The organism is Paenibacillus pinihumi DSM 23905 = JCM 16419 (assembly GCF_000422505.1).
Taxonomy (GTDB): domain Bacteria; phylum Bacillota; class Bacilli; order Paenibacillales; family Paenibacillaceae; genus Paenibacillus_D; species Paenibacillus_D pinihumi.
In genome coordinates this window covers 257,884-278,058 of sequence record NZ_KE383866.1, presented here as the reverse complement: position 1 = coordinate 278,058, position 20,175 = coordinate 257,884, and the positions used below count along the sequence as shown (strand labels likewise).

The window sequence follows — 20,175 nt, the reverse complement described above, 5'->3', positions numbered from 1 at the left end:
TTAGCCAAATGAATTTTCAAGTTTGTTTGGCACTGTTCAAAGGAACAGAGCTGTATTTTCTGTATTTAGCTTAAGTCCAGCATGGCGATCAGAGAAAGACATGAGCTTAAAAATTATCTATATAAGATAAACATTTAAGGGGATTACGATGGCTAGATTTATAATGGATCTTGTTTCTTTTTCAGGTTTGTTGATATTAATATATTTACCTATCCGTATTATTTATCTATTATTCAAGAAAAAGAGTGTGTTTTCTTGGAAAGAACTTTTTACTTTAACATATGTATTTTATATGTTTAGTTTGATCTTTATAGTTTGGGTGAAAAACAATCTTCATACAAATTATTTGTTATACAATTTTATTCCATTCAAAACTATAGTGAATTATTTTATGTTTGATTCTTTTAAAATATCTTTATTGAACATTTTAGGTAATTTAGTTCTAACTTTACCATTAGGATTTTATTACTATTTTAGTTTAAGACTCTTCAACATAAACATTATTTTATATTCGTTATTGATTCCCACCATTATTGAGTTTGGGCAATTAATGATGTATTTATTTAAAATAGGAATGCGATCAGTAGATATAGATGACATTATTTTGAATTCGACAGGGATTTTGTTGGGATACACTATTACTAAAATTTGTTTAAGTAAATTGAACACCTCTAAATATAAAAATTTCAAAAATGATTCAGAGGTAGTCTGAAATTTGAAGTGAGAGACATAGTGAATTTTTCAGGTGCAAAAATGCAGGCCGGAAACTCCTTTACCAAAGTCCTCTAGTCTTTAGTCTAACTTATTTAGATATCAGCTTATATAGTAAATTAATTCCGACCAAGTAAATGGACAATGGTATCATTAGTATTTCTAACTATTGTGGCCAATAATGCTAAGTTGTGAGTAGCTCATGCTGGGTTTCTCCTGTGTGAATGATGGTGTGATAACCTCATTCACACGAAACTCCTTATGGGTATTTTCTTATTTTCAGAAAAATATTTAAACGAAAGTGATGATTATTATGGTAACTATATTGAGAGCAAACAATATATCAAAAAAATATAATCCCGATAGTATAAATTATGAATTACAATCCACCTCTATTAGTTTAGAGAAGGGAATTACCTATGTAATTAAAGGAAAAAGCGGTAGTGGGAAATCTACACTTCTAAATATATTAGGAGGAATAGATCGACCAACATCCGGTAGTGTTTTTTTTAAGAATAGATCTTTTTATGACCTATCTGATAAAGAGCAATCTAAAATAAGGAACAAAGAAATTGGTTTTATATTTCAGAATTTTAATTTAATACCTGAATTAACGATAGAAGAAAACATAGAACTTCCAAAGTATTTCAGTAAAGCTTTGGAGATAACTAGTCATAGTATAAAACAAATATCAGAAGAACTAGGAATATTTCAATTATTAAAGAAAAAACCCTTTCAATTGTCGGGTGGACAGCAACAAAGGGTTGCTATAGCGAGAGCATTAATCACAAACCCTGAAATTATATTTGCTGATGAGCCAACTGGAAATTTAGATGATTTTAATAGCCGTAATATTTCAAACGTTCTTTGCAATATAGCAATGAAAAAAGAAACTACAGTAGTAATTGTTACACATCAAAAAAATTTAATTGATTATAAACATGTAGGGATCGTTCTTGAAGATGGTATTCTCTCTATGGAGGGGAAAAATGCTTAAAATTTCATTTTATTTGGTATTTTCTAGAAAAAAATGGTTACTTTTATTTTTAGTTGTATTTTCATTAATTATATCTTCTATAATAGCAATTTTTTCTTCGACAGAAAGTATAAAAGCTCACATGTTAAAACAATCTTTTCAACAATATGGTGGTTTTACAGGAGTTTTGTTGAATATCAAGGATGACAACAATTTAAATGAAATACTGCCTGATTCAGGGAAGTTTAAAGTTTTAAAAGAAATTGCGATATCTAATCATTTAATAGCAACTTTAGGGTGGGCAGATAATAATTTTATAGAACTAGGAGAACTAAAACTAAAAACGGGTAGATTTCCTGTTGAAAATAATGAAGTAGCAGTCGAGTCCTATTACCTGGATTCATTGGATTCAAATTGGAAGATTAACGAATCTAAAACCTTCATCATTGATGAAAATATAGAAGTTAGTTTAACATTAGTTGGTGTTGTAGAAAACTATTCATCAAGGTGGACAACTGTTGGTATTAATTATCCAAATATGTTTCTATCAAAAATCAATTTTTTAGATGAAAACGACGGAAACACAAATTTCTTGCTTGAATATGATACCAATAACTCTATAAAAACAAATGAGATCAATGCAAGAAATTATATTCGTGAAAATAATGAAAATGGTTTTCTGAACGATAGACTAATACATCATGGTCTTAAAGATTATGAGAAAATAATGGTTTTATCTTATATTTTGCAATTTATAATTTTAATTGTGTCATTACTATGTATTCTCACTATTTTTGCTTACTACAATTCAAATCAAGTAGCCAAATACTCAGTTTTTAGGGCATTAGGATGTACAACAAGACATCTTCATATAATTCAATGTTTACAAATAACCATTATATTTATTCTAGGATCATTATGTTCAATACCATTAATATTATTTTTCCGGTATATGATTGTGAGGACTAGTTACGGAATTATTGAAGCTAACTTTTTAGATGGGTTATATTATATTAATTTGCTTTGGTTTGTTATACTCTTTGCCATTATTTTAACGTTATCATATTTGAAATTAAGAAAAGTAAATCATAAAGGGATTAATAGAAATTTACAGGTTGAATCGAGAGACATAGAACTCTTGGCTCGTGTTAATCATAATAAGTTTAATATAAAGCAATTGATGATGCAAATTTTGTTATATCCTAAGCAATCTTTACTGTCCATATTCACAATTTGTTTTACGATTCTTTTGCTTTTATTTTCAAATACGATAGCAAATGAGTTAAAAGGAGGATGGACAACAAAAATTGATTTTTATTTGACTTCACAAGAGTTAATAGGAACTAAACTTGTAAGCGGCAGAAGTGTAGTGGTAACGAAAGGCTTGACTTTTTCACCATCTGATGTGAGTAAAATTGAACAGTTGAGTGGAATAAAGCATTTTGAAAAAGAGCCTTTTATGGTAGATGTAAGAGCAATAATGAAGAGGAGTGATATGTCAAAGTCGCTTTTGGATTCGCGAAAAGGGCATAGAGTTGAAGAATACCTGGCGTCCAATGATAAGTTAATCATTCCTGATGTGAGATACGTCTTAATGAAGGAGGATGAAATAAGAAAAGAATATTCTATTGGAATGGAGGAGAATTTAGATTCCTCAATAATCATATACATTCCCGGTATCTCTGCTAAAGAGAGAGAGAGGATGCTAGGAAAAAATATTGCTTTGTCAAAGGCAGTTCTCAAAGATAATACTTTGGAGTCCAAAGAATGGGATTTTAAAATCATTGATATTTTGGATCGTAATTACCTGGAAAATGGAAATGCCAATAAAAATGAAATAACACTGATTATGAGTGAAGACTCCGTCTTTACTAGTGGAATAAGTACGGGGTATATTAACCTAACCATATATACCAACGAAAATTTGTCTGTTGAAGAAAAGAATGAAATATACAACTCGGTATACTTACTTACAGCAGGGATTCCAGGTAGTTTATTTCAATATATTCCAGACCTAATTCATGATAATACAAGAATATCAGATTTCTTAAGTTTTTCAGGCAGGTTCGCTTTTTATATTTCTATTATAATTTCAATTTGTTCGATGTATGTAATTATTTTTGGGAAATATCAGTTGCAAAAAAGGAATTGGGGAATTTATAGGTCACTTGGTATGAATACAAATCAAGTTTTTTTCTACTTACTTCTAGAAGCTTTGTTTTACTTTAGTTTTGCTGTTCTAATCAGCAGTAGCATTTATTTGACCTATCTTTATAATAGTGTTCTTAGTTATCCCTTTATGGATTATATTTTCCTCTTGTTATACACAAGTATTTTGATACTATTATTTCTTTTAATTGGAGCTATATTTCTTAAGAAGAGAATCAAAAAAGATTCGATATCAACTTTACTAAAAATTGAAGATTAGTGAGGAAGCTAAGATTGTAGAAATGAAAAATCAAACAAAATAAAATGAATTTAAAAAGTGCTGGTTTCAACAGGGACTTAAAGAAAGAGGCGGTAAAATGCGACATGAAACGAAGCATTATCAGATTTTAGTAATAGTACTAATCATAATTTTATTACCCGGATGCAGCACAATTCAGCAATATCCTTTAAAAAATGAAAGGCAGAAATTAAAAGTATTGTATTTTGATGAAAAAGAATTTTTTAATGATTTTGGGATGCTATACTCGGCACTTAATCCTGAAATAGATTTTGAAATTGTGACTATTGAGGAGGAGCAGGGTAGTAGTTCAATTGATATAGATTTTGATTTTCAGAAAATAATTGATAAAATTCAGCCGGATATTCTTTTTCTTTCGTTGGACCAATATCAGAAGTTAAGTCATGATGGTAAGCTGACAGAGATATCTTCAATGATTAAACAAGATAAATATGATATTTCAAATTTAGCCCCTGGAACTATCGATTTATTAAAAAGTAAAGAGGGAGAATTGTTTGGATTGAGTCCTTTTTACTATAGTAAAGTACTTTTTTATAATATCGATTTGTTTGAAAAATATAGAGTAACATTTCCTGTGGATAAAATGTCGTGGGAAGATTTATTAGAAAAATCCGTTTGTTTTACAGATACAATATCCTCAAAGGATCGTATTTATGGTTTCTATGCAGGAGGAGATCTGTATCAACTTGGGAATGCTATTGGAAGTTCATATGGTTTGGATGTAGTTGATCTTACTGGTATGAAAATGGCTATTAATACGCCAAACTGGGAGTATATATATGCTATTGCATTAGAAGCTCAAAAGACAGGAGCATTTTATTCCCCTGATTTAGATGGAAGCAAGTCTTGGGAGAGTTATGAGTCCTTTTATTTAAATGACCCATTTCTATCTGGAAGAATGGCAATGACGATAGCTGGGCCAGAGATGTTAGAACAGTTAAAGCGAGCCAAAATCGTTTTAAAAGAGAATTTCAAATGGGATATAGTAACTGTCCCTACTAATCCAAATAACCCTGATTACACGAACACAACTTCAATTAACCAGGTTTTTTCAATTTATAATAACTCTACTAACAAAAAAGAGGCTTGGAAATTTATAAAATACATTCACAGTAATGAATTCGCTCGTATTACCTCCAAATCACCTCAAACAGGGAAGTTGCATATTCGTTCTAGCTATCTTAAAGATGTAGAGGGTCACAACTTATCAGCTTATTACACATTAAAACCTTTACAAAATGATTTTCAAAATTTAACCAATACACCTATAGGCTTTTCATCACAATTTGAACAAATGGCTTCGGAAAAGTTAAGAATGGTTTTATATGAAAATGTCCCAATTAAGAGTGCTTTAGATGATCTACAACAAGAGGCACAGCAATTATTAGACAGTGCTTATCAAGACGTAATCAATGAATAGGAAAGCACTTTATGTTTAACACTATTTATTAAACTGTTTGCATGAGCAGCCTGGAAGAACATAGATCCAGTTCAGTTGCGTAATTTATGATGATATTTCCGGAATATACAATGCTGATCCTAAAGACTAAAGAAAAGATTTACAAGCCCGTTCGTTTTTGAAGTTGCTGGATTGTAACGTCTAAAGTTGCTGAAGGTGAGCAAAGTGTAAGAAGCTCGATACGGCTCTTGTCTATGTACTGCCTGTCTGCAAACCGTCATTGTATATAATATAAGAATGAGCTAATCAGAAGAGTACAGAGAAATCGAGTAACCCTGCCAGAGGTCGGACTGGAAAATTTGCAGGTGCACAAAAAACAAGGGTTTCGGAGCAGCAGGTCCGAAACCCTTGTTTCCTTTTTCAAAGCTCCCGCAGTACACGAACGAGAACAGGGATGAACTTGTCCAATCAAGGCTTCAGCGCAGCAAGGTCGATTTGCGGTACCAGCCCTTCCTCTGAAGCGCGGTCAAGCAGTGAGAATACGGCAGCATAGCCGCTTTCGCCAAGGTTAGTCGTGTAGCTGTTGACGTATAAATCGATATGCTGCTTGGCTACATCATGAGAGAGCTCCTGGGCATGCGCCATCACATAATCCCGGGACGCGTCGGGATTGGCCCAGGCATACTCGACAGATGCGCGTGTCCAACGGGCCAAGTCATCCAATGGCAGAGAGCGCTTCGCAATTATGGCTCCAAGCGGTATCGGCAATCCGGTATCGGCTTCCCACCAGTTCCCCAAATCAGTCAGCATGGTCAGCCCGTAGGTCGGATAAGTGAAGCGGGCTTCGTGGATGACGAGGCCCGCGTCGACGAGGCCGTCGCGCACTGCCGGCATTATTTCATGGAAGGGCATGACGACAATTTGCCCGACGCCGCCCGGGACATTCTTGGCCGCCCACAACCGGAACAGCAGGTAAGCGGTAGAGCGCTCGCTGGGCACGGCAACGGTCTTGCCGCTAATGAGGGACGGATCGCTGTTGTCTGCACTCCGCCCTTTGGTCAGTACCAGCGGTCCGCAACCCCGGCCGAGAGCTCCGCCACAAGGGAGCAGCGCATATTCGGACAATACCCAGGGGAGGGCGGCATAGGATATTTTCATCACTTCCGGACCGTTCCGCTTAGTCGCAAGTGTATTCGTAATATCGATATCGGCATAGGTAACGTTCAGCTCCGGGGCACCGGGAATCAGTCCATGCACCCAGGCATGGAAGACGAATGTATCATTCGGACAAGGTGAAAAGGCAATGTTCATTATATAACCTCCCTTAGTATGGAGCTTGCCGCCGTTAAGGCGGAGAGTGCTTCCTTGATTCTCCATGCCTCACGATCGCGTGGTCCAACCTGGTTCGATATGGCCCGCAGCTCAATGACAGGGAGCCCCGCATTCCGGGCCGCAATCGCGATTCCGTAGCCTTCCATGGCTTCTGCTGCCGCATCCGGTACACGCCGTTTCAGCTCAGCTGCTCCTTCAGCAGTTCCTGTAACGGTAGACACGGTCAGAACCGGACCAAGGACCACAGTGAGCCCTGCTTCGTGCAGCGCGGCGGCAAGCTGTGAGCTGCGGCCAGTATCGGCAGCGGCGCTGCTGGAGCCAAACCCAAGCTCGTCCAGGCTCAAGAATCCGTCCGGTGAAGCAGCTCCCAGATCAGCTGCAATGATGCGGTCGGCAACTACAAGTGTGCCGATTGCAGCGCGGTCTGTGAAGCCGCCTGCGATTCCGGCAACAATGACCAGCTCATAATGATGGGGGAGAGCCAATCTGGCGCCTGTATAGGCGGCCACGGCTGCAGCCCCGACACCGGCGGCTGCCACCTTAAATCGGGAGTCCTCGCCGAGTCCGCGCAGAACGGCTTCGCGTTCCGCTTCTACCGCAGTTAAAATAAGTATGGTTTTCATCGGCTGATGGCTCCTTTGTTCATTCAATCAGTTTTGTATATTGTGATTCAGCTTAGTAGTACAAGAGGTATTTCTTCATTATAGTACGGTTTATATCGAATGAAAAGGCTACCATAAGACAGACAAGCATTCGAGCGAGTCAGAGCCAATTTATAGGAACAGACAGCAAATGCCCCGACAGGATGATCCGGACCGGGGCATTTGTAGTACATGTCTTACTATATAATCATGTTGCTGAAATTTCCCCAGCAGTTTATATTCAATCAGCCTTTGCTGAGAGAAGGCTGGCCTGCTGTGGCAGATTCCGGCTGCTCTGTCTCCGGCTTGCTGCCTTCCGGGCTGCTTTGCGAGCTGCGCAGCGGAATCTCCTTCATGAACAATACCAGAATGAATGCAATAACAAGCAGAGCTGTACCGGACAGGAATACGGTTGTCAGGGCGCTGCTCAACGCATCCTTGAGCATATCAATCAGCTTCGTCACAACGGCTTGCAATTGCTCAGGCAATCCGGCTTGCAGCTGCTCAAGCTGCGGCTTGTTCAGCAAAATCTGCGGGTTCAGGAACGGCTTCAGCTGTTCTCCGACAGCCGGATCGAGCTTGCTGACATCCACACTCTCGGAAGCTGAGAAGGCATTCTTCAAATTGGCTTGCAATCTGGATGTCATAATCGATCCCATGACCGTAATGCCGATCGTGCCGCCCATGTTACGGAACAATTGGGAAGAGGCAGTGACAACACCAAGCTCAGTCGGCTTGACGGAGTTTTGCGCTGCCAGTGTGAAGACCGGCATCCCCAGTCCAAGGCCAAATCCGAATACAATCATGCTAATGACAGCAACCAGAATGCTGTTCATAAACGCCATCATCAGCATCCCGATTGTCATGATGATCATACCGCCAAGCGCATAGCGTTTGTACTTGCCGGTTTTGGACATTGCACGTCCTGTCAGGGCGCTGAGGATGATCATGCTAATGGACATTGGCATCGTAACATAACCGGAATAGGTTGGTGAAATCCCTTCAACCCCCTGGATAAAGAACGGCAGGTAGATGAGCGCACCCATCATGCCGGCATTCATCAGAAAGCCCGCTACATTGGAAATCGTCACAATGCTGTTGCGGAACAGGGAGAGTGGAAGCACAGGACTTTTCACAACACGTTCAATCATAATGAAAATGATAATGGATAAGGCGGAAGCCGCAAATAAGCTAATAATTTGCCAGGAACCCCATGGATAAGTCGTACCTGCCCATGTAAAGCCTAACAGCAAAGGAATGATAGCCAGGGTCAGGAATGTAGAGCCCCAAATATCCAGCCGTTCATTTGTATTGCGGGACGTCTTAGGAAACATCCTTAAAATCAGAATAAAAGAAAGCAATCCAAGCGGGAGGAAAATCCAGAAAATCCACTCCCAATTCATGTGGTCGACCATCCAGCCGCCGAGTGTCGGACCGATTACGCTCGAAAATCCGAAGATCGCCATCAGCAGGCCGGTCCATTTCGCCCGTTCCTTCGGAGCGAACAAGTCACCAACAGCAGTAACGGCTGTTGCCATGATTATCCCGCCGCCGATCCCTTGGACACCACGGTAAAAAATCATTTGAAAGATGTCTGTGGACGTGCCGCATAAAAATGCGCCGATCATAAAGGAAACAATCCCGATAAGCAAAAATGGCTTCCGTCCGTAAATATCCGACAGCTTGCCGACCAGAACGGTAGAAATGGTCGAAGTCAGCATGTAAATGGTAACGACCCACGTATAATGGTCGATTCCGTTCAGCAGTGCGCTGATGCGCGGCATCGCGGTACTGACGATCGTCTGGTTAATGGCAGCGAAAAACATGGCTGACATAATGGCAACCATAATCGTTACCTTTTGTTTTTGTGATAAGTGTTCCAAGTTTTATCCCTGCCTTCTGTTGGTAGAATCAACTAATTCAATCATAGTGGTGAAAATGCGCTTCAAATGCCCGATATCCTCAATATCAAGCCGGTCGAGCACATCTGCATAAAGCTGTTGCTGAATCAAGTCCAGCTCTTTGACAGCAGATTGGCCCTCACCGGTCAACTGCAGGTAGACAACACGCCGGTCTGCTTCATCCCGGTGGCGATCGATATAGCCACGCTGAATCAGCTTGTCGGCTATTCCGGTCACAGCTCCGGGCGTGACATGCAGACAATCGGCCAGCTCAGCAACTTTTGCTTTGTTTCTGCGCTGCAAGATGGACAGCATCCGGATATGGGAGAGAGGCAAATTATCGCCGCTGCGGGCTTTCCATTCTTCACCGATTTTCTTTACAAAAATTTTAAATAGTACATAAAGCTCATTCGATTCATCGCTGAGCTCCATCCGACCCCCTCCTTGGCTTTGCAGCCCAACTACTTTATCACCAAAACATTCAGCAAAAAAATGTTTATCGAAAAATATTTTAGTAATAAACTATTTAGATTTAAACTGATTTCCATATTATCGGATTCGCCAGAGCAAAGCAAAGGGGAAATGAGTTAGTTTAGGGGCTGATTTTGCGATTTTTACGAATGGAAGCGTGTATAATCTCATGTTTTCTCACGTTATTAACGTTTAAAGCTGTTGTTTCATGTTTCTATCCAGAAAAAGGTTGACAACAATAGAGCACTCATGATAACTTACTTTTGTATCCAATAAGCACACAAATTACAGGAAGGAGCGAACAGGTATGTTGATCTATGATCGTAGCTTTAATGATAATCCCCGTTTTACACAAGCTGTTCGCAATTTCATAGCCATCGCGGCCTTCCTGAATGTGCAGGGGATCAGAAGATCAGTCTGAGCCAGACCAGTCTGAACTTGCGCCTATTCATGAATATATGACGCAGGTCGCGTGTTACGCGTGACGTGTGTTTTTTGTGCAAAGAGCACATCGCGCCAGCGGTGTGCTCTTTTTTTATGTGCGCCCCAAGTCGTCTTGGTAACCACACTTTTGAAAGGAGTAAATGCATGTTCGCCATTTTCAAGAAATTAGGCTGGTATTTCAAGCTGGAGAAGAAGCGCTATATCATTGCAATCACGCTGCTTGCTCTCTCCGGTTTTATTGAGATCATTCCGCCCATGATGGTCGGCTGGTTTATTGATGATTTAAAGATTGGAGCACTGAGTTGGGAGAGCATTACGATTACGCTGCTTCAATTGACCGGAATCACCGTCGTTGCTTACTTGCTTAACTATGTATGGATTAACAAACTATTCGGAGGCTCGTTTGTTGTCGAGAGAATGCTTCGCTCGCGCCTGATGCGGCAGTTTCTCAAGATGACGCCGACCTTTTATGAACGCAACCGGACCGGAGACCTGATGGCCCGTTCGACAAATGACCTGCACGCCGTATCTGCTGCTGCGGGATTCGGGATTTTGACGCTGAGTGATTCTACCGTATGGATGTTCACGCTGCTTATCATTATGAGCGTCGGAATCTCCTGGAAGCTGACACTGGCTGCACTGCTTCCGCTGCCGATCATGGCTGTCTTGTTCAGTGTGTATGGGAAGTGGATACATACGCGCTATACAAGTGCCCAGGATGCTTTCGGGAAAATGAATGATGGGGTGCTGGAGACGATATCCGGCGTCAGGGTCACACGTGCGTATGTGCAGGAACGGGCCTCTGAGCGTGATTTTGCAGAGGTCACCCAGGATGTATTGAACAAGAACCTGGACGTAACCCGCGTCGATGCCTTGTTTGGAGCAACCTCAAAAATATTCGTCGGAGCCAGCTATCTGATTGGTCTTGGCTACGGGGCTTATCTGGTGTTCAACAGCGAGCTTACGGTCGGCAAGCTCGTTACGTTCAACGTGTATCTGGGAATGCTAATCTGGCCGATGATTGCGATCGGCGAGCTGATTAATATCATGCAGCGGGGGAATGCCTCGCTTGACCGTGTTAATGAGACGCTGGGCTATAAGCCGGATGTTCCTGAAGTCGAGAAGCCGGTGCAGACGGGAATGCCAGAGACAATTCACTTTGACAGGGTTACATTCCGTTATCCGTCCTCTTCTATTAATAACCTGGAATCTGTATCCTTCGAACTGAAGCAGGGGCAGACGCTCGGCATTGTCGGCCGCACGGGGAGCGGCAAGACGACACTGGTGAAGCAGCTGCTTCGGGAGTATCCGGGAGGAGAAGGCAAGATTACCGTTAGCGGCAAGCCGATTGAGCAGATTTCGATGGATGATCTGAAGGGCTGGCTCGGCTATGTGCCGCAAGAGCAGTTCCTATTCTCGCGGACGGTGGAAAGCAACATTAGATTCGGACAGCCGGATGCGACGGATCAGCAGATTGCTGACGCGCTGGCAACCTCCGCTTTTCAGAAGGATATTGCCCATTTGCCGCGCGGCCTGGAGACACTGGTTGGAGAAAAAGGAGTCTCTCTGTCCGGCGGCCAAAAGCAGCGGGTATCTATCGCCCGTGCCTTGATTACCGATCCTGAAGTTCTCATTCTGGACGATGCGCTGTCAGCGGTGGACGCCAGAACAGAGGCGGAAATTATCCGTAATATCCGTCAGGAACGGGCGGGCAAAACGACATTGATTACGACGCATCGGCTGTCAGCCGTACAGCATGCGGACTTGATTCTGGTTCTGGATGAAGGTCGGGTGACAGAGCGGGGTACACATGAAGAACTGTTGAGGCTGGGCGGCTGGTATATGGAACAGCATGAACGCCAGCAGGTTGAGGCAGCAGAGGAAGATGAGGTGAAATAAAATGAGTCAGGACAATGAACTGTTCAATATGGAGCAGGCCAGGCTGCAGGGAGGCAGGCTGGAGGCGGTCAAGCGGCTTCTTCGCTACGCGATGCAGTTCAAGCGGACACTGTTGGTGGCACTGCTTATACTTGCGGTTGCTGTAGCGGCCGACCTTGCCGGTCCGTTCGTCGCCAAGCGGCTCATTGATGAGCATATTTCAGGTATTGAACGGGTATGGTATGAAACACAGGATACAGGCAAATACGCCGTCAGTTATGACGGCAAGCGATATAAACGCGAGGATCACTTTGGCATTGATGAAACGAAGGGAGAGCCGGCCCGGGTTCTCCAGGTTGGCCGCGATTATTATCTGATTAACGGCTCTACCGATATTGAAGGCCAAAGAAGCATGACGGATGGCGGGCTTATCCAGATTGCGCAAGGATCGAAAACGACCCTGTATGAAGGAAAGAAATTGGATACTGTACAACTTTTCACTTTTTTCAAGCCGGAAGTAGGAGGTATCTGGCGGCTGTGCTTAATTTATTTCGGACTGATTCTCTTGTCGGCTCTCTTTACGTACTTGCAGCGTTACTACCTTCAGTCATCGGCCAACCAAATTATCCGCCGGATGCGGATGGATGTATTTGGACAGCTTAACCGTCTTCCGATTCGCTATTTCGACAATCTGCCGGCAGGCAAGGTGGTATCGCGGATTACGAACGACACGGAAGCCATTCGGGAGCTGTATGTAACGGTGCTTGCGAACTTTTTTACCGGGACGATCTACATGCTCGGAATTTTTGGAGCACTCTTCCTGCTGAATGTGAAGCTGGCGGCGATCTGTCTGTTCATTGTGCCTGTTCTGGTGCTGTGGATTTATCTGTACGGGAAAATTTCAAGCCGTTATAATCGGACCATTCGTGCGACTGTGAGTGAAATTAACGGTACAATTAATGAATCGATTCAGGGAATGCCGATCATCAAGGCGTTCCGTCAGGAAAAGAAAATCGAACAGGAATTTGAAGCGCATAATAAAAAGCTTTTCGATTACAACAACAAGCTGTTGAATCTGAACTCTCTGACCGAGCACAATTTGGTCGGCGTTATCCGGAACGCAGCGCTGGTGGCATTAATTTGGTACTTTGGGGGCATTTCGCTTACCGGACCTTCAGATGCGATTACACTAGGTGTATTGTATGCATTCGTCGACTATGTGAACCGTCTGTTTAATCCAATTGTAAGCATCGTCAATCAGCTTCCGAATCTGGAGACGGCACTCGTCTCTGCAGAGCGGGTATTTGTACTGCTGGATGAAGAAGGCGAGGATGTATCCGACCGTACAATGAACCGCTACAAGGGCAACGTACAGTTCGATAATGTCACATTTGCCTATCGTGAGGGCGAGGATGTGCTCAAAGGGATCTCCTTTGAAGCCAGACAAGGGCAGACAGTCGCGCTGGTCGGTCATACCGGATCAGGCAAAAGCTCGATTCTGAACCTGCTGTTCCGCTTCTATGATGTAAGCAAAGGGAAAATTACAATTGACGGAGAAGATATCCGCAACCTGCCGAGGCAGATGATGCGGCGGCACATGGGGATTGTATTGCAGGACCCGTTCCTGTTTACAGGTACAATTGCATCCAACGTCTCGCTCAATGATCCTTCGGTCAGCAGAGAGCGTGTGGAACAGGCGCTGGCTGATGTAGGGGCTGACCGGTTGCTCCGGAATTTGCCGAAAGGAATTGACGAACCGGTCATTGAGAAAGGCAGTACATTGTCCGCGGGGCAGCGGCAGCTCATTTCGTTTGCCCGGGCGATTGCATTTGATCCGGCCATTCTTATTCTGGACGAAGCGACCTCCAATATTGATACCGAGACGGAAGCCCTCATTCAACATGCGCTGGAAGTGGTCAAGAAGGGACGTACGACCTTTGTCATTGCACACCGTTTGTCCACGATCAAGAGTGCAGACCTGATCCTGGTGCTGGATAAAGGGCAAATTGCCGAGCAGGGCAATCACGACGAGCTGATGAGACTGAAAGGGAAGTATTATCAAATGTACCAGATTCAGCAGGGGAATAGCCGTGCTGTTGTGTAAGCATGAACTTATTCTTAAATCATATCCTGAAGGCAGCCGACTTAAGTCGGCTGCCTTTTTATATGTAGAAGGACAGAGAAGTGCACTTCCATATGAATATTTTTTTAGTAGAATAAATTGACAAAAGCTCCTTTTTTCAATTAATATATGAATATGTGTTCATGTATTGTAATATGAAAAAAGAGGGGACGAAAATGGACATAAATGTACTTGTTATCGGCGGAGGCCAGGCCGGACTCGCCGCGGCTTATCACCTTGCACGGCATGGCATCTCGTATCTTGTTGTTGACCAGGGGCATAAGGCAGGGGAGGTGTGGAAACAGCGCTATGACTCTCTCAAGCTGTTTACGCCCAGGGGATACAGCCTGCTTCCGGGAATGTCCTTGCCGGGAGCCCCGTCCGGCTATCCCGGCAAGGATGAGATCGCAGAGGCGCTAAGGCGCTATGTAAGGGAGAAACAATTGAAGGTTCAATTGGATACACAGGTTCAATCTCTTGTACAAGAAGGGGATGAATTTGTGGCGGCAACCAGCCAGGGCATAATACGGTCGCGAGCGGTTATTATTGCTACGGGGCCATTTCAGAAGCCGTATATCCCGCAGCTTGCCAGTGGATTGGATCAGGAGGTCCGGCAGCTTCATTCATCAGTTTACCGTAATCCCGCTGACTTGAAGGAGGGAGCCGTTCTTGTAATTGGGGGGGGGAATTCAGGAGCTCAAATTGCCGCAGAGATTGCCGGGCAGCGCCCTGTTATGCTGGCAGCAGGCCATATGATGTCATTTATGCCGTTGTCCCTTGCCGGGAAGAGTATATTCTGGTGGTTCGACAAGCTCGGTATTTTACATGCCTCCCCGGAGCGGAAGCTCGGGAAGCTGGTGCGAAGACGGCCCGATCCAGTTTTCGGCTTTGAACTGAAAAAGCTGATTCGTTCCGGGAAAGTGACCGTAAAGCAAAAAGCAACAGAAACGAACGGACAAAAAGCATATTTCGCTGACGGTTCATCTGTCCGCGTAGATAATGTCGTGTGGGCGACCGGATTTCGCCCGGATTACAGCTGGCTGCAAATACCGGCTGCACTTGATGAGGCAGGCAGGCCGCTTCATAAGCGGGGTGTTAGTCCGTTAAATGGTGTTTACTATGTCGGCCTGCCTTGGCAGTCCTCCCGGAATTCTGCACTGATCGGCGGAGCGGGGCAAGATGCAGAATATGTGGTGTCTATTTTGTTAAAAAAAACTAAGGAAGAATGGAATAGATAAGGCAAGGAATGAAGGATGCAAATAATGTTAACCAATTCGGGAGATTGCTCATATGGTATGGGTAAGTACCTATACCAAGGAGGCCAATCACACATGCAACATCCCCACCATGCAAGTCGAGCTTTTGTACCGGGAGCAGGACCTTTCTTTAATCCGTTCTTTTTTCCGCGTCCCCGCTTCTTCCCTTTCTTCTTCCTTTCTCCATTCTTTTTCCCGTTTTTTAGAGACGGAAATGTCCGGGATGACCAGTATTACGCACAGCATCAATGCAAAGAAGGAGATACGCTGGAAAGCCTGGCCCGTATGTACAACTGTCCGCAGCCAATTCTGGAGGCGATGAATCCGCATATTCAAAATCCGGCTCAGGTCCAAGGCACTACTGTTAATATCCCGCGTTTGGATAAAATGTACTGTCACAAAATGTATCTGGAAGAGAAGGCAGAGGTGAACAGCCAGGTCTCTCCGGCGAATGTGGCCCCTGTGAATATGGCTCCAATGAATGTTGCCCCGGCGAATGTTTCTCCGGCCGCCAGCCCGAACAACTGGCCGATGTACTCGCCATATACAGGGTATTAAGCGGTACAACTGAAAATTGTGATCTTTGGATAGACACTGTTGGCCCTTTGAGGTTAACGGTGTCTATTGTTGTAAGAGGACAAAATTGACGGGGAACTGCTTAAGAGTGCAGGTGCCGATTACGAAGTGGAACCAAAAATTAGGGACACATGGTTGAAAATGGGTTGACAAGCTGGTGTATTATCGCGATAATACACTTACAAGGTGTATGAACTACATAGTACACACACTCGGTTTTTAATGAGGTGAAATCAGATATGGGAACAGGTGAAGCTTGGGCTTCAGTTGATTTTAACAGCAGGGACCCGGTCTATCTGCAGGTTGTCCGGCATTTCAAGGAGCAAATCGCCACAGGAAAATTACAGGCCGGACAAGTTATCCCTTCACGCAGGGAATTGGGAACGTTGATGAAGATTAACCCGAATACAGCCCAGAAAGCTTACAAGGAAATGGAGGAACAGCAGTTGATTGTGACAGAGGGGAATTCACCGAGCCGGATTACGGGTGATGAAGAGGTACTGCGTGCCATCCGTTCGGAATTAATCGGAGAGGCTGTGGATGCTTTTGTTGCATCTGTACGCAAGGTAAATGTGCCAGTAGAAGAGCTGCTCGATTTGGTGCGGTCAAAATATACGGAAGAGACAAACCGTCAGCCGAAATCTGATGGAGGGGGTACAAGTGGTGATCAGAGTTGAACATGTACATAAACGATATGGTCTGCGCAAAGTATTAAACGGTATATCCTTCACGGCTGACAAAGGGCAGATTACTTGTCTGATCGGCATTAACGGAGCGGGTAAATCAACCTTGCTTCATGCGGTTATGGGCCTGACACCGATTCATGGCGGGCATATCACCATTGATGGTGAAGCGCCCGGCAAGCAGGTCTATGAGCGGATTGCGTTTGTACCGGATCATCTCACGATGCCTCCCGGAATGAGAATCAGTGAATCACTGCGCTTTATGGAAGATTTTTATAAGGGATGGAATATGGCGCGGGCACAGGAATTGCTTCAGTTTTTTGGTCTCGAAAGAACGGAACGGCTTGGAAACCTGTCAAAGGGAACGACTGCAAAGTTCAGTCTGATGCTGGGGCTAGGCCAGGATACGGACTACATCTTAATGGATGAGCCATTCTCCGGGATCGATATGTTCAGCCGTGAGAAGATTACTGAGGTGTTTACGAGCGATCTTATTGAAGACCGTGGAGTGCTGTTCACCACACATGAGATCGCAGAGATGGAGCGGCTGATGGATAAGGCTGTGCTTTTGCAAGACGGGAAAATCATCCGGTCCTTCGACTGCGAAGTCATGCGCTATGAAGAAGGCAAATCGGTACGTGATGTTATGAGGGAGGTATATCAGTCTTGAACCGCTATTTGAAGCTGGTCCATATGGAAGTTCACAGATTCCGATATTTGATGCTTTTCTTAATGGGCATTATTTTGATATTTCAGGTGGGTGCAATTATTTCCGTATTGTCCGATGAACTGTCATTGAAATGGGAGAATCCGGCCTATAGCAGTGTCAGGCAACCGTTTGTTCCCGAAGGCATGCTGTCTTTTACATGGGTTATCTCACAGACGAACTTTTATTTTATTATTCCGATATTCATTAGTATTGCAGTAATTGGGCTTTACATCTTTTTCATCTGGTACAGAGACTGGCTGGGAAAGTCGACTTTCATTTACCGGCTGCTAATGCTACCTGGAGCCAGATGCCAGATTTACCTGGCGAAGCTGACAGCCATCCTTATTTTTGTATTCGGGCTGGTCTCGTATCAATTGCTTCTGCTGCCTGTTGAGAAGCTGCTGTTTCAAATGATGGTTCCCGCGGAGTGGAGAGTGGACTCTTACTGGCCTGAAGTCATTAGTGCCAACCTTGCGCTCGATATGCTGCTTCCGCGCAATGTGGAGCAATTCTTCACGATCTATGGAGCAGGTATTATGGCGGTGCTGATTATTTTTACCGCGATTTTGCTGGAACGAAGCTATAGGAGAATCGGGATATTGTACGGACTGCTATATGTTGCTGTGCATGTTATGGCGGTAATGTTTCTTCCAGACCTTCTGGGCATTGGAAATCCGGACTCCTTTCTCTATACCGATGAGATTGTAGGGCTGGTATTCGGAATCTGTCTGGTACTCCTTATGTTGTCGGTGCTCTTTGGTTTCCGGCTGCTTGCCAAAAAGATCACGGTATAAGGGGGAGAACGATGAAACGTTATTGGATGACGCTGTTGTTTAGTTTGCTGGCTATTGGCGGGATTTCTGTCTATTATAGTATGGGTTCCGTTGATCATCTCCCTGATTTTAAACTCGAAGCGTTGGAAGGTGATCCTGATGAGCTAGGGGCTGTTTCTCTTACCGGGACTTATGGAGGCAGGATGAAATCCGAAGTTGTGGAAGTAACTGCAGCCGGAAGCCGTTACCAGGATCGTAATACGAATGTTCGCAACCAGTTATTAGGCAGAGATAAATGGTTTTCCAGGAGCATGATGTTTGATTCATTCATCGGAGAGCGCCGCAATGTTACGCGAGGAAAAAAATATGATTTGCAAGCTTATATTAATGAGGACTGGTTCATTTATGCGAAATGGGCTGACTTCCGCGGTGATTCAAGCGATCAGGGTGGAACGATGCAAATTACTGTATATGATCGAAAAGCCGATAAAGAGCGTCAGTTTGAGGTTGACGTCAGGGTATTTCCCGGTGCAATTGCAGATGTGCAGAAATTAGGAAATGAGCTGCATGTTGTGATTAACAATTACTTGTCCTATTATCCTTCCGCAGCGATTTATGACCTGGTTATTGATCTCTCCAGTGAAAAGTGGGATCGGACGGATAAGCTGGCGGGAAAAAATGAGCTGTCCGGAAAGATATTCACCCGCAATAGCATTTACCTGAACGAAGATTTATCCGAGTCTTCATCTGCGTTTATGTTGGTCAATGAAGCAAAAGAGAGTATTATTTCCGGCTCAATTGGCAGTAGCTTTGAATCTGAGAGACTGTCCGAGCACCTCTACGCTTATTCACTTTTGACAGGGAAAAAGGAAGAGATTCCAGTGTTTTATACGTTAAGCAAATCTTTTGATTCCGAAGACAACAGATTTAAAACAAGCTTGTACGGCGATACTTATTCGTTGGTCAAGTATAGTGTACAAAGTGCTGTTGTGTCCCAATATAACTTATCTACGAAAGAGGACAGGCGGGAATACTTGAAGCTGACGCCGGAGCAATTTGGAGCTGTGAAAATTGGAGATGCAGTCTTAGGAAACAATAAGATCTATCTTTTGCTCTTGACCAAAAGCGCCCCTTTGGTAGCTGTAGTGGATTTGCAGGATACAACCATTCTGTACCTCGGCCAAGTCGCTTATGTGAATCCTGAGGTTGCAGAGACGGAAAAGATTGAGTATTTGCGTCTGGGAAATATCTACGTTAAACGGCAGTGATTAATTTCCATGGTAAAGATGCTGGAGGGGAATATACGATGACAAATAGACCAAATTATATTGCGTGGATCAGAGAAAGGGTTGGGCATGAACTGATTTTCCTCAATTTTGCAGGAGGTATTATATGTAATGAAGATGAAGAAGTCTTATTGCAAAGAAGAGGGGATAGCGGTGCTTGGGGATTTCCAGGCGGTGCGATGGAATTGGGGGAATCTGCCGAAGAAACTGCGATTCGTGAAATATATGAGGAAACAGGTTTAATCGTGAAAGTTGAACGGCTTATCGGCGTTTATACAAAGTATGTTCATCATTATCCCGGCGGTGATCAAGCTCAGTCTATTATGTTCTTTTTTCAATGTACGCCTGTCAGTGGCGAACTTGTAACAGATGGTGATGAGACCCTGGAGTTAAAGTTTTTTCCCAAGAATGAGCTGCCTCAGTTATTCGTAAAACAGCATGAGGATGCGTATAATGATTGGCGATCTGGAGAATTCGGAGTATGCCGTTAGGAAAGTTCTATCCGCCCATTTTATGGGCGGTTTTTTTTGCTTAAACAATACTGTCGATT

The 20,175-nt window shown here is 43.5% G+C and carries 17 protein-coding genes; 13 read left to right on the top strand and 4 right to left on the bottom strand.

Features of this window, described 5'->3' with window-relative positions; all coding sequences use genetic code 11:
* Positions 1–148 precede the first annotated feature (148 nt).
* From H583_RS38195 to H583_RS0124960, 4 genes are all read left to right on the top strand, one after another.
* Positions 149–712 carry a VanZ family protein gene (locus H583_RS38195; protein ID WP_051236972.1) on the top strand — a complete coding sequence of 188 codons (564 nt, stop codon included), beginning with the start codon at positions 149–151 and terminating at the stop codon, positions 710–712.
* A 312-nt stretch (positions 713–1,024) separates the two neighbouring features.
* Positions 1,025–1,708: an ABC transporter ATP-binding protein gene (locus H583_RS0124970; RefSeq protein ID WP_028562871.1), complete on the top strand. Its 684-nt coding sequence runs from the start codon at positions 1,025–1,027 to the stop codon at positions 1,706–1,708.
* Positions 1,701–4,115: an FtsX-like permease family protein gene (locus tag H583_RS0124965; protein WP_028562870.1), complete on the top strand. Its 2,415-nt coding sequence runs from the start codon at positions 1,701–1,703 to the stop codon at positions 4,113–4,115. The genes H583_RS0124970 and H583_RS0124965 overlap by 8 nt, the downstream gene beginning before the upstream one ends.
* Before the next feature lie 97 nt (positions 4,116–4,212).
* A complete protein-coding gene (locus H583_RS0124960; RefSeq protein WP_028562869.1) occupies positions 4,213–5,574 on the top strand; it encodes an ABC transporter substrate-binding protein in 1,362 nt (453 codons plus the stop codon).
* Positions 5,575–6,021: 447 nt separating this feature from the next.
* On the opposite strand, the gene H583_RS0124955 is transcribed toward H583_RS0124960, so the two are convergent.
* The 4 genes from H583_RS0124955 to H583_RS0124940 form a co-directional block, all read right to left on the bottom strand.
* Positions 6,022–6,864 carry a 1,4-dihydroxy-6-naphtoate synthase gene (locus H583_RS0124955; protein WP_028562868.1) on the bottom strand — a complete coding sequence of 281 codons (843 nt, stop codon included), beginning with the start codon at positions 6,862–6,864 and terminating at the stop codon, positions 6,022–6,024.
* A complete protein-coding gene (locus H583_RS0124950) occupies positions 6,864–7,508 on the bottom strand; it encodes a futalosine hydrolase (RefSeq protein ID WP_028562867.1) in 645 nt (214 codons plus the stop codon). Before H583_RS0124950 ends, H583_RS0124955 begins: the two co-directional genes overlap by 1 nt.
* 263 nt (positions 7,509–7,771) lie before the next feature.
* Positions 7,772–9,409 carry an MDR family MFS transporter gene (locus tag H583_RS0124945; RefSeq protein ID WP_028562866.1) on the bottom strand — a complete coding sequence of 546 codons (1,638 nt, stop codon included), beginning with the start codon at positions 9,407–9,409 and terminating at the stop codon, positions 7,772–7,774.
* A gap of 3 nt (positions 9,410–9,412) precedes the next feature.
* The gene (locus H583_RS0124940; protein ID WP_028562865.1) at positions 9,413–9,859 is read right to left on the bottom strand and encodes a MarR family winged helix-turn-helix transcriptional regulator; all 447 of its coding nucleotides are present in this window, start codon (positions 9,857–9,859) and stop codon (positions 9,413–9,415) included.
* A gap of 627 nt (positions 9,860–10,486) precedes the next feature.
* Between H583_RS0124940 and H583_RS0124930 the strand changes: the two genes are divergently transcribed.
* The 9 genes from H583_RS0124930 (at position 10,487) to H583_RS0124890 (ending at position 20,116) form a co-directional block, all read left to right on the top strand.
* The gene (locus H583_RS0124930) at positions 10,487–12,241 is read left to right on the top strand and encodes an ABC transporter ATP-binding protein (protein WP_028562864.1); all 1,755 of its coding nucleotides are present in this window, start codon (positions 10,487–10,489) and stop codon (positions 12,239–12,241) included.
* A 28-nt stretch (positions 12,242–12,269) separates the two neighbouring features.
* Positions 12,270–14,324 carry an ABC transporter ATP-binding protein gene (locus tag H583_RS0124925; protein WP_051237027.1) on the top strand — a complete coding sequence of 685 codons (2,055 nt, stop codon included), beginning with the start codon at positions 12,270–12,272 and terminating at the stop codon, positions 14,322–14,324.
* 194 nt (positions 14,325–14,518) lie between these two features.
* Positions 14,519–15,580, top strand: a complete 1,062-nt coding sequence (locus H583_RS0124920) for a flavin-containing monooxygenase (protein ID WP_028562862.1) — start codon at positions 14,519–14,521, stop codon at positions 15,578–15,580.
* Between the two features lie 93 nt (positions 15,581–15,673).
* On the top strand, positions 15,674–16,156 hold the full coding sequence (locus H583_RS36830) for a LysM peptidoglycan-binding domain-containing protein (protein WP_161631218.1): 483 nt from the start codon (positions 15,674–15,676) through the stop codon (positions 16,154–16,156).
* A gap of 257 nt (positions 16,157–16,413) precedes the next feature.
* A complete protein-coding gene (locus H583_RS0124910) occupies positions 16,414–16,851 on the top strand; it encodes a GntR family transcriptional regulator (RefSeq protein ID WP_028562861.1) in 438 nt (145 codons plus the stop codon).
* Positions 16,838–17,527, top strand: coding sequence for an ABC transporter ATP-binding protein (locus H583_RS0124905; protein WP_028562860.1), 690 nt, complete (start codon positions 16,838–16,840; stop codon positions 17,525–17,527). Before H583_RS0124910 ends, H583_RS0124905 begins: the two co-directional genes overlap by 14 nt.
* On the top strand, positions 17,524–18,360 hold the full coding sequence (locus tag H583_RS0124900) for a hypothetical protein (RefSeq protein WP_028562859.1): 837 nt from the start codon (positions 17,524–17,526) through the stop codon (positions 18,358–18,360). The genes H583_RS0124905 and H583_RS0124900 overlap by 4 nt, the downstream gene beginning before the upstream one ends.
* Before the next feature lie 11 nt (positions 18,361–18,371).
* Entirely contained in the window at positions 18,372–19,607 is a 1,236-nt protein-coding gene (locus tag H583_RS0124895) for a hypothetical protein (RefSeq protein ID WP_028562858.1), read from the top strand.
* A 38-nt stretch (positions 19,608–19,645) separates the two neighbouring features.
* Complete coding sequence (locus H583_RS0124890; RefSeq protein WP_028562857.1) at positions 19,646–20,116, top strand: NUDIX hydrolase; 471 nt, start codon at positions 19,646–19,648, stop codon at positions 20,114–20,116.
* The last annotated feature ends 59 nt before the right edge of the window (positions 20,117–20,175 follow it).

Coding starts and splice junctions, on each gene's coding strand:
- H583_RS0124970 (WP_028562871.1), top strand. CDS start 1,025: ATGGTAACTATATTGAGAGCAAACAATATATCAAAAAAATATAATCCC.
- H583_RS0124920 (WP_028562862.1), top strand. CDS start 14,519: ATGGACATAAATGTACTTGTTATCGGCGGAGGCCAGGCCGGACTCGCC.
- H583_RS0124925 (WP_051237027.1), top strand. CDS start 12,270: ATGGAGCAGGCCAGGCTGCAGGGAGGCAGGCTGGAGGCGGTCAAGCGG.
- H583_RS0124940 (WP_028562865.1), bottom strand. CDS start 9,859: ATGGAGCTCAGCGATGAATCGAATGAGCTTTATGTACTATTTAAAATT.
- H583_RS0124965 (WP_028562870.1), top strand. CDS start 1,701: ATGCTTAAAATTTCATTTTATTTGGTATTTTCTAGAAAAAAATGGTTA.
- H583_RS38195 (WP_051236972.1), top strand. CDS start 149: ATGGCTAGATTTATAATGGATCTTGTTTCTTTTTCAGGTTTGTTGATA.
- H583_RS0124895 (WP_028562858.1), top strand. CDS start 18,372: ATGAAACGTTATTGGATGACGCTGTTGTTTAGTTTGCTGGCTATTGGC.
- H583_RS0124930 (WP_028562864.1), top strand. CDS start 10,487: ATGTTCGCCATTTTCAAGAAATTAGGCTGGTATTTCAAGCTGGAGAAG.
- H583_RS0124960 (WP_028562869.1), top strand. CDS start 4,213: ATGCGACATGAAACGAAGCATTATCAGATTTTAGTAATAGTACTAATC.
- H583_RS0124955 (WP_028562868.1), bottom strand. CDS start 6,864: ATGAACATTGCCTTTTCACCTTGTCCGAATGATACATTCGTCTTCCAT.
- H583_RS36830 (WP_161631218.1), top strand. CDS start 15,674: ATGCAACATCCCCACCATGCAAGTCGAGCTTTTGTACCGGGAGCAGGA.
- H583_RS0124910 (WP_028562861.1), top strand. CDS start 16,414: ATGGGAACAGGTGAAGCTTGGGCTTCAGTTGATTTTAACAGCAGGGAC.
- H583_RS0124890 (WP_028562857.1), top strand. CDS start 19,646: ATGACAAATAGACCAAATTATATTGCGTGGATCAGAGAAAGGGTTGGG.
- H583_RS0124950 (WP_028562867.1), bottom strand. CDS start 7,508: ATGAAAACCATACTTATTTTAACTGCGGTAGAAGCGGAACGCGAAGCC.